The following is a 14,532-nucleotide window of genomic DNA, read 5'->3' on the forward strand; positions in this document are numbered from 1 at the left end:
CATGAGCGAGAAAAACCCCCTGCCGTTTGCCAGGACCCAGTCGCGGGCCATGCTGCTGTGGGTGCTGGCGGTGCTGATCGGCCTGCCGTTGATATTGCCCTCGGCGACCCTGGCCACCGAGATCCTGATCTTTGCCATGGCCGCCCTGGCCTGCAACCTGCTGCTGGGCTACACCGGACTGTTGTCATTCGGCCAAGGCATCTTCTTCGGTGCCGGCGCGTATTGCGCGGCATTGCTGATGATCAACCTGCACCTGGGCCTGTTCAGCGCGCTGCTCGGTGCCGCCGTCGTCGGTGGTTTCCTGGCGTTGCTGGTCGGTGCCCTGGCGATTCGGCGTACCGGCATTTACTTCGTAATGCTCACGTTGGCATTCAGTCAGATGGCCTACTTTGTGGCCTACACCTTGAGCGACTGGACCGGTGGCGACAACGGCCTGCTCAGCGTGCCGCGCCCGGAGATTCGCCTGGGTGACACTGTGCTGCTGTCGCTGGCCGACGCCCGTGCGTTCTATGCTTTTGTGGCGGTGCTGTTCCTGCTGATTTTCATCGGCGCCCGTCGGGTCATCGCTTCGCCGTTCGGCAGCACGCTGATGGCGATCCGTGAAAACGAAACCCGCGCCTCGGCCATCGGCTACGACACGCGGCACTTCAAAATTCTGGTGTTCGTGCTGTCCGGCGCGGTCACCGGGATTGCCGGCGCGTTGTACGCCATGCTGCTGCACTTTGTGCCGTTGTCGAATATCGACCTGGCGATGTCCGAAAACATCCTAATCATGACCATCGTCGGCGGCACCGGCTCGTTGTTCGGCTCGCTGCTGGGTGCCGGTTCCATCGTGCTGCTGGGGGACTTCCTGTCCGACCTGTGGCCACGCTGGCTGATGCTGCTGGGGGTGATCCTGATCCTGGTGGTGATCTTCATGCGCGGCGGTTTGTGGGGCGGCCTGGCCTCGCTGTTCGACAAAGTACGCGGCAGCCGCAAGGCCGGTGTCGTGGTCAAGGAGGACGTGTTATGAGCATCCTGCTGGAAACCCAAGACCTGGAACTGGCCTACGGCGCATTCCGTGCCGTGAACGGCGTGAACCTCAAGGTCGAAGCCGGCACCATCCACACCATCATCGGCCCCAACGGCGCGGGCAAGACCAGCCTGTTCCACTGCCTGACAGGCGAACGCCAAGCCACGGCCGGGGCGATTCATTTCGACGGCGGCAACCTGATGCGCAAGCCGGCCCACGCCCGGGTGGGCCTGGGCATGGCGCGCTCGTTCCAGCTCACCAGCCTGTTCCAGAACCTCAGCGTGCGTGAAAACCTGCGCCTCGCTGCCCAGGGCCGCGACGGTGCGCGCGTACTGAATTTCTGGCGCCACGTAGACAGCAAACGCGAACACCTGGAGATGGCCGACCAGGTGCTGGAGCGTCTGCAACTCAGTGCCCGCGCCGATACCCTGGCCGGCGAGTTGTCCCACGGCCAGCAGCGGGTGCTGGAGGTGGGCATGTCGATCTGCTCCAAACCCAAACTGTTGATGCTCGACGAGCCCACCTCGGGCATGGGCATCGATGACATCCCGATCATGACCCAATTGATCAGCGACCTTGGCCGCGACCATACGGTGCTGTTGATCGAACACAACATGAGCATTGTCATGTCCATCAGCCAACGCATTACCGTGATGAGCCACGGGCAGATTCTGGTGGAAGGCACGCCGGAGTTCGTGCGCGCCGATGAGCGTGTGCGCAGTGCTTATCTTGGGGAGGCTGCCTGATGCTGATCGTCGAGAATATCCATTCCTACTACGACAAAAGCCACGTGCTCGAAGGCGTGTCGCTGAAGGTCAACCCCGGCGAACTGGTGACGCTGCTCGGGCGCAACGGCGCCGGCAAGACCACCACGCTGCGCAGCATCCTTGGGATTATTTGTCCGCGCCAGGGCCAGATCCACTTCAACGGTCAGGCGCTGGTGGGCCGGAAAATCTTCGAGATCGCGCGCCAGGGACTGGCGCTGGTGCCGGAGAACCGTGGGATTTTCCGGCTGCTCAGCGTCGAGGAAAACCTGCGCATCGCCGTCTGCAAGACCAGCCGCTGGCAGCTCGAAGACGTGTACGGCATGTTCCCGCGTCTCAAGGAGCGGCGCAAAAACGCCGGCCACGCGTTGTCCGGCGGCGAGCAACAGATGCTTGCCATCGCCCGCGCTCTGCTCAACGACCCCAAGCTGCTGATCCTCGACGAACCCACCGAAGGCCTGGCTCCGGTGATCGTCGACGAACTGGTAAAGATCCTGCGCAAGGTCAAGGACGACGGCCTGCCGGTGTTGCTGGTGGAACAGAACCTGATGGTCTGCGACAAGCTCGCCGACCGCCATTACGTGCTCGAACAGGGCCGCGTGGTCTATGAGGGCAGCGCCGAAGCCTTCCGCGCCGACCCGAGCATCAAAAACCGTTACCTGGCCCTGAGCGCCTGACCGGAGAGTGCCCATGAACAGCTTTGCACAACCGCTTCAGAGCAATGCCCCGCTGATCAACCGCGACCGCTTGTGGCAGTCGCTGATGGACCTGGCCCGCCTCGGCGCCACCGCCAAAGGCGGCGTGTGCCGCCTGGCCCTTACCGACCTCGACCGCCAGGCCCGCGACCTGTTTGTACAGTGGTGCGAAGACGCCGGGTGCAGCGTGACCGTCGACGCTATCGGCAACATCTTCGCGCGCCGCCCCGGTCGCAATCCGGAGCTGCCGCCGGTGATGACCGGCAGTCACATCGACACCCAACCCACCGGCGGCAAGTTCGATGGCTGCTACGGAGTGATGGCGGGCCTGGAAGTGGTCCGCACCCTCAATGATTTGAACATCGAAACCCAGGCGCCGATCGAAGTGGTGGTGTGGACCAATGAAGAAGGCTCGCGCTTCCCGCCATGCATGATGGGCTCCGGGGTATTTGCCGGTAAGTTCGACTTGCAGGACACCCTCGACAAACGCGACGACCAGGGCCTGTCGGTGGGCGCCGAATTGCAGCGCATCGGCTATGCCGGTGCGCGCGCGGTGTCGGGCCACCCGGTCGGCGCGTATTTCGAAGCGCATATCGAGCAAGGCCCGGTGCTGGAAGATCAGGCCACCACCATTGGTGTGGTGATGGGTTGCCTGGGCCAGAAGTGGTTCGACCTGACCCTCACCGGCGTCGAGGCCCACGCCGGGCCGACCCCGATGCACCTGCGCAAGGACGCCCTGGTGGGCGCCGCCGAGGTGGTCAGCGCGGTCAACCGTATCGCCCATCAGCACCAGCCTCACGCCTGCGGCACGGTCGGTTGCCTGAGCCTGCATCCGGGTTCACGCAATGTGATTCCCGGCCAGGTGCACATAACCCTCGACCTGCGCCACCTGCATGCCGACAAATTGCAGGCCATGGTCGAGGAAGTGCGCCGCGTAATCGACGCCACGGCCGCCCGGCACGGGTTGATGGTTGAGCTGACGCCCACCGCCGATTTTCCACCGTTGGACTTCGACCTGGCCTGCGTCAATGCCGTGCGCGAGGCAGCCCAGGCGTTGGGTTTGAGCCATATGGATATTGTCAGCGGCGCCGGGCACGACGCGATTTTCGTCGCCGAACTGGGCCCGGCCGGGATGATCTTCGTGCCGTGCGAAGGCGGCATCAGCCACAACGAAATCGAAAACGCCGCCCCGGAAGACCTGGCGGCCGGTTGCGCGGTGTTGCTGCGCGCCATGGTCAATGCGGCGCAGGGAGACAGGGCATGAGTGAGATAGGCCAACTGACAGCGGTGCAACTGCTGGAGCATTTCCGCAACAAGACCTTATCGCCGGTGGACGTTACCGAAGATGCGCTGCTGCGTATCGAACGCTACAACCCGACGGTCAACGCCTACTGCCATGTCGACCCCGAGGGCGCGCTACGCACCGCACGGGCGTCCGAGCAACGCTGGTTGAAGGGTGAGCCCTGCGGCGCCCTGGATGGCGTGCCCGCATCGATCAAAGACCTGACGCTGACCGTTGGCATGCCCACGCGCAAGGGCTCGCGCACCACATCCGCCGAAGGCCCCTGGGATGTCGACGCGCCGTTCCCGGCGTTCCTGCGCAAGGCCGGGGCGGTGCTGCTGGGCAAAACCACCACCCCGGAATTCGGCTGGAAAGGCGTCACCGACAACCCGCTGTACGGCATCACCCGCAACCCATGGGACACGCGCACCACGGCCGGCGGTTCATCCGGCGGCGCCGGCGCGGCGGCGGCATTGAACCTCGGGGTGCTGCACCAGGGCAGCGACGCGGGCGGCTCGATTCGCATCCCCTGCGCGTTTACCGGCACCTTCGGCATCAAGCCGACCTTCGGCTACGTGCCGCAATGGCCGGCGAGTTCCATGACCATCCTGTCGCACCTGGGGCCGATGACCCGCACCGTGGAAGACAGCGTGCTGATGTTGCAGGCCGTCGCGCGGCCGGACGCGCGGGATGGTTTGATCGGCGCGCCACGCAGCACGCCGTGGTTATCCGACGCCTTGGATTTGAAGGGCCTGCGTATCGCCTACAGCCCCGACTTCGGTTACATCGACGTGGACCCGCAAGTGGCCGAGGTGGTCGCACGAGCGGTTGAGGGCCTGGTGCAGTTGGGCGCCCATGTTGAGCAGATCGACCCGGGCTTCAGTGACCCGCTGGACGTGTTCAGCACCTTGTGGGCCGCCGGCGCCGCGCGCTTGACCGGTTCGATGAGCGAGGCACAAAAACACCTGCTGGACCCTGGCCTGCTGCACATCGCGCAACGCGGCGAACGCTTGAGCCTGGATGATTTCAACACCGCCCTGGAAGCCCGCGCAGCGTTGGTGGCGCGAATGGCGGCGTTCCATCAGCACTACGACGTGCTGGTCTCGCCGATGCTGCCGATCACCGCGTTCGCCGCCGGGCATAACGTACCGCCTGGTTCAGGCATGCAGGAATGGACCGAGTGGACGCCGTTCACCTACCCCTTCAACCTCACCCAGCAACCGGCGGCGTCAGTTCCGTGTGGCCTGGCCGCTAATGGCCTGCCGGTGGGATTGCATGTGGTCGCGGCGCGGTTTGCCGATGAGCAGGTGTTGAGGGTATGCCAAGTGTATGCGCGCGCATTTCCAACCCGACACTTGCAGGCTCCCAAAGCCGCCACACCCCAGGCCAACAGGTGAGAGGTGGCGTACCGCCTCGCACATTTTCTGATCGCATTCCAATGCCCTGCCCCTACAATGTCCTCCATTCATTCCTGGGGGCTTCATGGATATTGAACTGGCACGCACCTTCCTCGAAATCACCCGCTGCGGCAGCCTGGCCGCGGCGGCCGAGAAACTGCACGTTACCCAGACCGCCATCACCGCCCGCGTGAAAAACCTTGAAAGCCAGCTGGGCTGTACGCTGTTCGTGCGCAACCGTGCCGGGGCGCGACTGACCGCCGATGGCGAGGCCTTCGTGGTGTATGCCAACCAATTGCTGCAAACCTGGGAAGCCGCGCGGCGCGACCTGCCGTTGCCCGACGGCTATCGCAACGTGCTGCATATCGGCGGTGAGGTGAGCCTGTGCAACCCGCTGATGCTCGGCTGGGCCAAGGCCTTGCGCGAGCACATCCCCGGCCATGCCCTGCGCACGGAAATCCGCGAAGGCGAGTACCTGCTGCGCCAGCTGGAGCTGGGCGTGCTCGACGCCGCGCTGGTGTTCCAGCCCCACTATTGGCCGGGCTTGCAGGTGGAACAGGTCCTGGAAGAAAAACTGATCCTGGTGCAGTTGGCGAGCAAGCCCGAACCCTACGTCTATATCGATTGGGGCCCGGGGTTTCGCCAGCAGCATGACGCCGCCCTGCCCGAGCGTGCCCGCGCCGCCGTGAGCTTCAGCCTCGGGCCGCTGGCGCTGCAGTACATCCTGGAGAACGGCGGCGCCGGGTATTTCCGCACGCGGGTGGTGCAGAGCTATCTGGACAGTGGGGTGATGCAACGCGTGCCCAAGGCGCCGGAGTTCAGCTTTCCGACGTACCTGGTGTACGCACGGGCGCGGGATTCGTCGGTGCTGCAGCGCGCGCTGGAACTGCTGCGCGGGGTGGTCAAGGCCGAAGGGGATTGGTCGCAGCGCTGGGATCCACTGATTTAAACCCTCAGAAATTGGCGCAAAAAAAGGGGGCAGCCTGTGCAGGCTGCCCCCTTTTTCACTGTTGCATCACGATCAATGCACGATGGTCTGGGTGCAGATATGCCCCAGGCTGACGTACTGCACATTGTCACCGCCAACGCCTACCCCCGGGAACTCAGCCAGCTCGATGCGCCAGCCGCCTTGGTTGTACGTGGTGTCCCATTTGTACGGCACGCCGGTACTGCTGTCGTTGATGACCGTGTGGTAATCGCCGAAGCAGCTGCCGATATTCGCCGTGGCCGACGTTTCACCTGCGCTGTTGGTGGTGGCCGGATAATTGACCCAGCGGTAGTTGAAGTCGATGAAGTGATTGTCCACGCGCAGCACCGGAGTGACGCCCAGCAACGGCGCGCCGGTGGAGTCGGACCATTGCGTTTTCCAGTTCAGCACCCGTGCCGTTTGCGTGGCCAGCGGCATTTCCGAGACCGGCACACGCACGATGTTGTCGCCCTTCACGTCGTGGGTATTGAGGCGTGGCGTAGAGCCCAGGCTCAGTTGGTACTGCTTGGTCGCGTCCTGCGCGACGTCGGGGTTGGCCCGTACGCGCACTTTGACCGTGGTGCCCGGCGCCACGCTGGGGTAGGTCGACGACGAACCGGCCGGTACCGTGATCCAATTGACCCCATCAAACCGGTCGAAGATCCACTGGTTGCGACTGCCGGTTTCATCACCGGCCAGGTACATGCTCACGCTCTGGCCGCGCACGGCCTTGAAGTCGAAGTAATCGACATCGTTGGCGTTGTCGAGGTTGCCGCTGACTTTGTTCATCGAGTCCGGCAGCACGAAGGCGGTCTGCGGCGTGTCGTTGGGTTCGTAGGCATCGATGTTGCTGTCTACGGCGACGCCAAAGCTGAACTGCCCGTTGCTGGCGGTATTGGCCACCATGTACCAGTAATAGTCCCCCGCCGGCAGCACGCCATTGAGGTATTCATCGGCGTTGCCGGCGGCATCCGAAGACCCGACCAGGCTCAGGTTGCCCTGGCCGTCATCCAGGAACAGGCTCAGCGACATGTCGGTGCCGGCGCTCTGGTTGACCAGTTGCACTTGAATACGCGCATTCTGCGGCAGGTTGAAGTGATAGGCGAACTCGTTGCCGGCCTGCACCCCGTCCACGCTGTACAGCGTGTTGATATCAAGCGTGGGGAACAACGGCTCGAACGCAGCAATGGCGGCGGCGCTCAATTCGGCCTGCGCCGGTTTTTTCAGTTCACCGACCACGGTGTCGAACGGTGCGGTTTTCACCGCCTGGGTCAGCGCCTTGGACTGGCCGGTCTTGGCGGCCTTGAGTTTTTGCTTGAGCAAGGCCGGAACCTTCGCCGCATCCAACTTGCCGCCGGGCTTGAGCGCCTTGTCGACCGCCTGCCGGACGGCCTGGGCAGTGAGTTTCTGAGGGGTTTGCTCCGCCAGGGCAAAGGCCGAAACAAAGCAGGAGGCCGCCATGGCCGCGCCGAGCATAAAGGCTTTTTTCGATTTCATTTTTTATCCATCCATAGTTAAAAACTGAAGGTCAGGTGACATCCGGTCACCTGGGATGGACTGTAGGACATGACTGTATGGATGTACAGTATTTTTTGAAAAAAATGTGGGCTTAAGGGAAAATGCATGTAGGAAAAAAGCTCCTTCTACAGCCAGGTCCCCCAATACCCCCAACCCACAGCCCAAATCATCACAAGACGATATGGCCAAACGGCCCAACGCTTGAGTGCAAGGGGGACGGCGGCTAGCTCTGCTTCGGTCACGAGGCCTTCTTTAACCGAACGTTTTGGCGTGCGCAGGATATTAATCAACAGTGCCATGCGATTACCCCGGTTGAGCTGCTGGTTTCGTTTCCAGCGTTCCTGATATTTACGGACCTCTGCGTTTTCTTTGAAGTAGCTTTCCAGTTCGTCGAGTTTTGTGTGCCCTGCATACAACATCAGTCCCAGAACAACGAACGTGCCAACGATCATCACAAGGGTGTACATGTAAAAAACAGACATCATTAAGCGCCCTCCGGTTGAAATATCACATCACCGTCGATCTCGACGATCTTTCCGCCAAGGAACGCCCCTGCATCACCTCCTTTAGTTCCTCCAACATATCCTCCCGCGGCTCCCCCAATAACTCCACAAGACAGTGCGCCGCTTCCTCTAGTCGCCACACCTAACAAAAGGGTGCAGGCGCGGCGGGTTAGTTCAGCGCCTAAGCCTCCGATTCCAGCAGCCCCAGCCACTCCCCCCACCAACCTCCCCGTCTCCACATACTTCGCCCTCCTGCACTGCGTCTCCCGCCCCGCCACACACGCCTCCTTGATTTCCAACCCCGCCACGCCCACATCCAGCGCCACCCCCAGGTAGGTCCCCCTGCCCAACCACTTCGACATCTGCGCAGTCTCCCGAATCCGTTGCGCATACGCGGCGATCTCACCCTTATGCAGATAGCTTTTGGTCGATATCCCCAGCACCTTTTTCAACGACTCATTGCCCTGCAAACCCGTGCCGAACCGCGCCGCGCCTTGCAGCTGCAGGTCCAGGCGGCGGAACAGGGCCTGGCGCTGCTGGATAAAGGCATCGCGGTCCAACGCGCCGTCTTTCAAGCGTTGATGCAAGCGTTCGATGTCTTCCAAGGTTTGCGCCACCTCATTCAGGTGCCGCGCCCAGGCCGATGTGGCGCTGCCGATGCCAATGGAGGTGGACGCCATGAAGCTCTGCAACAAGTCGTAGTTGCCGATCAAGGCCTTGCCGGTGGATGAGTTCATATCCAGGTGGCGTCGCACCTCTTGGGCATGTCGCATCAACCAGGCTTCCTCGCCCGAACAACTCACGCTGTGGGAATCGGGAATAATCACCAGTTGCCCCGGCGTGACCAGGCCGGGGCGCAGGTGCCGGTTCAACACATCAAAATGCTCGGAGCGTTGTCGGCTCGGGGCGCTGCCCATCAGGCGCGATTTCAAGCTGTGGTAGTCCGTGGTGCGGTCGTTGATATAGCTCTGCGCCATGCCCTACATCCGGGATGCAAAGAAGATGGCGTGGAAATATAAGCAAGCGCCTGGGGGCCGGACACAAGCGCAAGTGGGGTCATTAACATTTGGGAAGTTGCCTACTTCGTGAAGAAACAGCGCCTACAGAAACACCCCTAATAACCGGTCATTTCCAGGTAACCCACCCCACCGTCAAAGCGCACCGGGCCTTCCCAGTACGGAATACTCAGGTTCATCCAGGCGTTGGGGTTGAGCGCTTCGGTGGTGATGTCCAGCTGTTTGCTGGGGATCTTCAGCGACCAGCGCGTCGGTATCTGGCGCCCGTCAATCGCGGTGGTGCTCAACGGCGTCAGTTGGATATCGGCGTTGTGCAGGGTCTGGGTGCGGCCTTCGCGGTCGATCCAGGTGCCGGTCAGGTACGGCGCGCCGTCGGTTTGCCGCACCCGGAACAGCATCAGGTGTGCGCCGCGATCCAGGTGCAGGGAGAACCAGTCCCAGCCTTTCTGGCTGGCGCTCAGTGGTTGGCTGCTCCATTCGCGGTCGAGCCACGCGGGGCCGCTGACCTGATAGGTCTTGCCATCGATGCTGACGCTGCCCTCGGCGCGCAAGAACGGCTGGCTGTAGTAATACGACGCCTGGCCCTGGTCGGATTTGCGGCTGTAGCCGTTGTCGCCCTGCAGCACCAGTGGGCGACTGGAGGTTAAACGCAGGTCGTAGGCAAATTGCGCACCGTTGGCCTTGAGTTGCATGTCGGCCAATGTGCTGGTGGCGCCGGGACGGCTGGTGAAATGCCAGTCATCGATCCAGGCGTTGAACGGCGCCGCTTGCGCCCCGGCCTGGCCTACGCCGCCACGGGCGAAGCGTTCGGCGGCGTAGTGGCGGGTGTCGGAGGTGACGGCGGCATGCCCGAGCCACAGGGTGGAGTCGTGCCAGCCCGGTTGCGTCGGTCCGGCCTTGAGGGCGTTGCGAAACAACGTCCACTGCACGCCGAACACGTTGCCTTGGGCATCCTTGAGGTTGGCGGTGACGTACCACCATTCGATGCGAAAGCCCGCGTGGGGACCATGGTCCTCGGGAAAGCTGAAGACCTTGCCTGGCACTACCTGGGCAAAGTCCGCCGCGTCGCTGCCAAGGCCGGCGAAGCTTTCCTCGGGCGCGGGGGCTTTGTCGCAGGCCGCCAGCACGAGCAGCACCGCCCAGCACAGCGACTTAACCTTCATAGGCGAATGTCCTCAACAAATCCGTCGGGCGGCTGCGATACAACTGCCACAGCGGCCAGGCCGAGGCCAGCAGCGTGGCCAGCATTGCCAGGCCCAGCAACTGCGCCAGTTGCCAGGGGAATACCTGCAACGGCAGGCGCCAGCCGAAGGCCTGCACATTGATCACCGCGTCCAGGCACCACGCCAGCAGCAGCCCCAACGGCAGCGCCAGGCACAAGGTGAGCACCGCCAGCAGCCAGGTCTGGCCGAGGTTGAGCAGCATCAATTGTCGCCGCGTCACGCCCAGCGCCCACAGCGGTGCAAGTTGGCCGAGGCGGCTTTGGCTTTGGGTCAGCAGGCTGATGAACAGTGCCACGCCGGCCACGCCAAGGGTGAGGCTGTTGAGCGCGGCCGTGGCGGCGAAGGTGCGTTCGAATACCTGGCTCGACCAGCCCTTGAGTTGCTGCTGATCGATGATGCGGCTGTCCTCCAGGGCAAACACACGCTGCACATCACGGATCAGCGGCGGCACATCGGACGGTGCGACCCGCAGGTTGAACCGCGACGGAGACAGGCCCGGCCAGTGGTTCAGCAAATGCGTGGCATTGATCAACAGATGGCCTTTGGGGTTGCCGTAGTCGGCGTAGATGCCCACCACCTTGAGCGCCCAGCGCCCTTGCGGTGTCGGCAGGTCCAGCGTGTCGCCCACGCTCAGGGCCAGGCGCCGCGCCAACTGTTCGCTGAGCATTACGCTGTCACTGTCGCGCAATTGATCCCACGGCGCAGAGGCCGCTTCCAGCAACGGCCAGTGCTGACGATAGGTCGCGTCGTCGACCACACCCGCCAGGTCTGCCGGCCAACCCTCAAGCTGCACCGCCACCTGCCAGGTGGGCAACACCGCGCGCACCAGCGGTTGCTGCGCCAGCCAGGTGCCCAGTTGCTCGGCCTGGGCCGGGGTCTGGGGGTTGAGGTACAGCTCGGCAGTCAGGCGTTGTTCCAGCCAATGGTTGAATGTGAGGCGAAAACCCGAGGTCATGGAACCGGCACCGATATTGGCGGCCAGCGCCAGCAGCAGCGCCATCAGCGCCAGGCTCAGGGCCGGCAATTGCTGGCGACAATCGGCAAGAAACCATTGGCCAAGGACCGAGCGACTGCGGCCCAGCACCGCCTTGAGCAAGCCGTTGAGCAGCACCGGCAAGCCCAGGGCTGCGCCCAGCAGCAACGCGGCCATCAGTACGAACCCGGCGGCCAGGCTATCACCCCGCCACAGCGCCAACAGCGCCACCAGCAGCGCGGCGGCGGCCACATAGCCTTGACGCCGCAGCCAGCGCCCATGCGCCTCGTGCCAGGCCTGGGCATTGGCCAGCGCCAGCAAAGGCAGGCGCGCCGCGCGCCACAGACTGTTGGCGCCGGCGAGCAAGGCACCGAACAGGCTCAAGCCCAAGCCGGCCAGCCACCAGCCTGGGCTCAGGCTCAGTTGCCCCGGCACCTCGGCGCCATACAGACCGCGCAGGCTCGCGGCCACGTCCGGCAGCAACAGGCTGGCCAGCAAGTAACCGCTGGCCACGCCGAGCACGCCGCCCAGCAACGACAACATCCCCAACTCCACGCCCAGCCCAAGGATCAGGCAGCGCGCGCTGACCCCACACGCGCGCAACGTACGCAGCAGACCGCGCCGCTGTTCCAGAGCCAGGCCGATGGCGGCGTGCACGATAAACAGCCCCACCACGAAGGATAAAAAACCCAGCGCGTCGAGGTTCAGGTGGAAACTTTCAGTCAGCCGCGCAAGGTTGTTGTCCTCGCCTTGCTTGAGTTGCAGCTCGGCGGGCGGTGTCGGGTGGCTCGCAGCGAAGGCCTTGTCCACCAGCAGGCGCGACAACCGTTCGGGCATCGCCAATAGCGTTTGCGCGAAGCCGATGTCGGTGAGTAACAGCCCGGGTGCCATGTCCGCCTGGGCCTGCAACGGCGGCAGGCGCTGCCCCGTCACCGTCAACGGTTGCTCGCCCTCATGCAGCCCCAGGCCCCGCAGGGTCTGCGGCGCGATAAAGGTAAGCCCCGGCGGCGCAAAGAACGCGAGGATCTGCGCCTGGCTCATCCGCTGCCCCGCCACCGCGCCACTGCCCGGCAACGACAACGGCTCGATGCCCATCAACTGCAAGCGCTGGTCCTCATGCCCCTGAAGCTGAACACGCCCCTGCACCACCGGCGACACCGGCCACCCGGCACGGCGCAATTGGGCGAACAGCGTCTGCGCAAAACTGGCCCCATCTGGCGTTGAGAGACTGGCCTGGGGTTCGCCTCCGATCAACTGGCTGGCGCGGGCGTAGCTGTCGCGCGCCTGGCTGTTAAGGGCCTGCACACCGGTCAGCAGCGCAGTGGCCAGCCATAGACCGGTCAGCACGCTGAAAAATTGCACCGGGTGACGCCGCCAATGGCTGAGCAACGCGCGCAACGTCCAATAGAAGACCGACATGTCAGGCGGCACCCGTCGGCACGACCTGCCCGCGATGCAACAGCACCTGGCGATCCAGCCGCGCGGCGAGCCGTGGGCTGTGGGTGACCATCAACAGGCTGGTGGGGCTGTCGCGCAGCAGGTCGAGCAGCAATTGCAGCACCTCGTCGCTGGTGGCTTCGTCGAGGTTGCCGGTGGGTTCATCGGCCAGCAACAGGCCCGGACGCGAGGCCAGCGCGCGGCCCACCGCCACGCGCTGCTGCTGGCCGCCGGAAAGTTGCTCCGGGTAGCGCGCCAGCAGGTCGCCCAGGCCCAGTCGCTCGACCAATTGCGCCTGCCACCGCGCATCGAAACGCCCCGCCAGCCGTGCCTGGAACGCCAGGTTGTCGGCAACGCGCAAACTGCCGATCAAGTTGAATTGCTGGAACACCAGACCGATGTCGGCGCGCCGCCAATGCGCCAGTTGTGCCTCGCTCATCCGGTCCAGGCGCTGTTCGCCGACCTGGATACGCCCGGCATCGATCCGATCCAACCCGGCCACCAGGTGCAGCAGCGTGCTCTTGCCGCTGCCCGATTCGCCCATCAACGCCAGGCTGCCGCGCGCGGCCAACTGCAGATCGACGCCCGCCAGCACCGGCAACGGGCCTTGGGGAGTGGCATAGCTTTTAAACACGCCTTGCACCTGCAACATGGAAACGCTCGTGTAATGGCTGGGCAATCGAGAATAACGGCTGCAGGTCGAGACCACGCAAATTTTTCACATGGATTTCACCGCTCGCCCACTCACGGCTCTTTAAAGTGCCGGCCAAGCGTCACCCGTCGGCCACTTATTAGTTGCCACGTCTGGCAACTTTTAACCGCCGCATGTTCAGCGAAAAGACAGCCGCCCTGTGACAGCTTCTGGCTCCCCGGCAGGCATTCGCCGACCCGTAGCGCCTGATCAAATAAAACGCTGCCGACAGCGCCCAAGGTGAATGAAGTGGTTGACCTTATCCTGACCGAACCGCGCACGCGCAGACACTTCATCAAGCGTTTGTCAGCCCTCTGGCTGGGCATTGTCGTCGTTGCCTTACTTGTGGCCGCCTTCATGTTCTGGCCATTGTCGCCACGGGACCTGGGCGTCGGTAATCGCTTGCTGAGTTCATCGGTATTGCCGCTCTGGCGCGACGGCGACCTGATCGTGCTGGTGCGCCACGAAGAGCGCTGCGACCGCTCGAGCAACCCATGCCTGGGCCCTGTCGAAGGCCTGACGATCGCAGGCAGCCAACGCGCCGAACAGCTCGGAAAAGCCTTTAAATCATTGGGCATGGAAGGCAGCGACGTGCTCGCCAGCCCGGCCATTCGCACGGCCCAGACGTCCCGTTTCATGTTCGGCCAGACCGAGGTCACCGCCAGCCAGCAAGCCGTCTGCGGCACGGCGATGGGTGAGGAATTGCTCAGCCACAAACAGTCCGGACGCAACCTGGTATTCGTCACTCACAGCGGCTGCATCGCCGACTTCGAAGCCCGCCTGGGCTACCCCCATGCCAAGTTCCCTGAATATGGCAGCGCGCTGTTCGTGCAAGTTTTGCCCAATGGTCAATTCAAGCCTCTGGGCATCGTGAATAACCCCGACTGGCCGATGGCACTCAAGCAACTTTAAGTGGCAGGCAACTCATTACTGCAGTTTATGTTCAGCAAAAAGACAGCCCAGTTCTGGCATGTTCAATTACGCCTTTAATTTAAGGACGTCATGACTATTTCCCGCTGCTTAGTGAGCCCCGTGAATTCCGCCGCTGTTACTT

Annotated in this window: 13 protein-coding genes; 7 read left to right on the forward strand and 6 right to left on the reverse strand. The window is 63.3% G+C overall.

From position 1 onward, the window contains the following. Position 1: 1 nt before the first annotated feature. The 6 genes from QRN10_RS20860 to QRN10_RS20885 all read left to right on the forward strand — a co-directional run bounded on the left by QRN10_RS20860 (position 2) and on the right by QRN10_RS20885 (position 6,099). Positions 2-1,012, forward strand: a complete 1,011-nt coding sequence (locus tag QRN10_RS20860; RefSeq protein ID WP_285429031.1) for a branched-chain amino acid ABC transporter permease — start codon at positions 2-4, stop codon at positions 1,010-1,012. Beyond that, positions 1,009-1,758: an ABC transporter ATP-binding protein gene (locus tag QRN10_RS20865; RefSeq protein WP_285429032.1), complete on the forward strand. Its 750-nt coding sequence runs from the start codon at positions 1,009-1,011 to the stop codon at positions 1,756-1,758. Before QRN10_RS20860 ends, QRN10_RS20865 begins: the two co-directional genes overlap by 4 nt. Beyond that, positions 1,758-2,453 (forward strand): ABC transporter ATP-binding protein, encoded by a 696-nt coding sequence (locus tag QRN10_RS20870; RefSeq protein ID WP_285429033.1) that lies wholly within the window; start codon positions 1,758-1,760, stop codon positions 2,451-2,453. Before QRN10_RS20865 ends, QRN10_RS20870 begins: the two co-directional genes overlap by 1 nt. 13 nt (positions 2,454-2,466) lie before the next feature. Then, positions 2,467-3,735, forward strand: coding sequence for a Zn-dependent hydrolase (locus QRN10_RS20875; RefSeq protein ID WP_285429034.1), 1,269 nt, complete (start codon positions 2,467-2,469; stop codon positions 3,733-3,735). Next, a complete protein-coding gene (locus tag QRN10_RS20880; protein ID WP_285429035.1) occupies positions 3,732-5,150 on the forward strand; it encodes an amidase in 1,419 nt (472 codons plus the stop codon). Before QRN10_RS20875 ends, QRN10_RS20880 begins: the two co-directional genes overlap by 4 nt. Before the next feature lie 85 nt (positions 5,151-5,235). Next, on the forward strand, positions 5,236-6,099 hold the full coding sequence (locus tag QRN10_RS20885; RefSeq protein ID WP_181081811.1) for a LysR family transcriptional regulator: 864 nt from the start codon (positions 5,236-5,238) through the stop codon (positions 6,097-6,099). Positions 6,100-6,171: 72 nt separating this feature from the next. Here QRN10_RS20885 and QRN10_RS20890 read toward each other — a convergent pair whose 3' ends face one another. From QRN10_RS20890 to QRN10_RS20915, 6 genes are all read right to left on the reverse strand, one after another. Continuing rightward, on the reverse strand, positions 6,172-7,614 hold the full coding sequence (locus QRN10_RS20890) for a hypothetical protein (RefSeq protein ID WP_266246054.1): 1,443 nt from the start codon (positions 7,612-7,614) through the stop codon (positions 6,172-6,174). A 146-nt stretch (positions 7,615-7,760) separates the two neighbouring features. Next, positions 7,761-8,117 carry a hypothetical protein gene (locus QRN10_RS20895; protein WP_253511862.1) on the reverse strand — a complete coding sequence of 119 codons (357 nt, stop codon included), beginning with the start codon at positions 8,115-8,117 and terminating at the stop codon, positions 7,761-7,763. Positions 8,118-8,119: 2 nt separating this feature from the next. Continuing rightward, positions 8,120-9,115: a hypothetical protein gene (locus QRN10_RS20900; RefSeq protein WP_285429036.1), complete on the reverse strand. Its 996-nt coding sequence runs from the start codon at positions 9,113-9,115 to the stop codon at positions 8,120-8,122. Positions 9,116-9,252: 137 nt separating this feature from the next. After that, on the reverse strand, positions 9,253-10,317 hold the full coding sequence (locus QRN10_RS20905; RefSeq protein ID WP_285429037.1) for a lipocalin-like domain-containing protein: 1,065 nt from the start codon (positions 10,315-10,317) through the stop codon (positions 9,253-9,255). Then, a complete protein-coding gene (locus tag QRN10_RS20910) occupies positions 10,307-12,769 on the reverse strand; it encodes an ABC transporter permease (protein WP_285429038.1) in 2,463 nt (820 codons plus the stop codon). The genes QRN10_RS20905 and QRN10_RS20910 overlap by 11 nt, the downstream gene beginning before the upstream one ends. Position 12,770: 1 nt before the next feature. After that, a complete protein-coding gene (locus QRN10_RS20915; RefSeq protein WP_285429039.1) occupies positions 12,771-13,439 on the reverse strand; it encodes an ABC transporter ATP-binding protein in 669 nt (222 codons plus the stop codon). A 261-nt stretch (positions 13,440-13,700) separates the two neighbouring features. On the opposite strand from QRN10_RS20915, the gene pmrG reads away from it, so the two are divergent. Beyond that, entirely contained in the window at positions 13,701-14,390 is a 690-nt protein-coding gene (gene pmrG / locus QRN10_RS20920; protein ID WP_181081302.1) for a lipopolysaccharide core heptose(II)-phosphate phosphatase PmrG, read from the forward strand. Positions 14,391-14,532 lie beyond the last annotated feature (142 nt).

The sequence above is a fragment of the Pseudomonas sp. lyk4-R2A-8 genome, from assembly GCF_030209095.1.
In the GTDB taxonomy this organism is placed as follows: Bacteria; Pseudomonadota; Gammaproteobacteria; order Pseudomonadales; family Pseudomonadaceae; genus Aquipseudomonas; species Aquipseudomonas quebecensis.

Coding starts and splice junctions, on each gene's coding strand:
- QRN10_RS20860 (WP_285429031.1), top strand. CDS start 2: ATGAGCGAGAAAAACCCCCTGCCGTTTGCCAGGACCCAGTCGCGGGCC.
- QRN10_RS20865 (WP_285429032.1), top strand. CDS start 1,009: ATGAGCATCCTGCTGGAAACCCAAGACCTGGAACTGGCCTACGGCGCA.
- QRN10_RS20870 (WP_285429033.1), top strand. CDS start 1,758: ATGCTGATCGTCGAGAATATCCATTCCTACTACGACAAAAGCCACGTG.
- QRN10_RS20875 (WP_285429034.1), top strand. CDS start 2,467: ATGAACAGCTTTGCACAACCGCTTCAGAGCAATGCCCCGCTGATCAAC.
- QRN10_RS20880 (WP_285429035.1), top strand. CDS start 3,732: ATGAGTGAGATAGGCCAACTGACAGCGGTGCAACTGCTGGAGCATTTC.
- QRN10_RS20885 (WP_181081811.1), top strand. CDS start 5,236: ATGGATATTGAACTGGCACGCACCTTCCTCGAAATCACCCGCTGCGGC.
- QRN10_RS20890 (WP_266246054.1), bottom strand. CDS start 7,614: ATGAAATCGAAAAAAGCCTTTATGCTCGGCGCGGCCATGGCGGCCTCC.
- QRN10_RS20895 (WP_253511862.1), bottom strand. CDS start 8,117: ATGTCTGTTTTTTACATGTACACCCTTGTGATGATCGTTGGCACGTTC.
- QRN10_RS20900 (WP_285429036.1), bottom strand. CDS start 9,115: ATGGCGCAGAGCTATATCAACGACCGCACCACGGACTACCACAGCTTG.
- QRN10_RS20905 (WP_285429037.1), bottom strand. CDS start 10,317: ATGAAGGTTAAGTCGCTGTGCTGGGCGGTGCTGCTCGTGCTGGCGGCC.
- QRN10_RS20910 (WP_285429038.1), bottom strand. CDS start 12,769: ATGTCGGTCTTCTATTGGACGTTGCGCGCGTTGCTCAGCCATTGGCGG.
- QRN10_RS20915 (WP_285429039.1), bottom strand. CDS start 13,439: ATGTTGCAGGTGCAAGGCGTGTTTAAAAGCTATGCCACTCCCCAAGGC.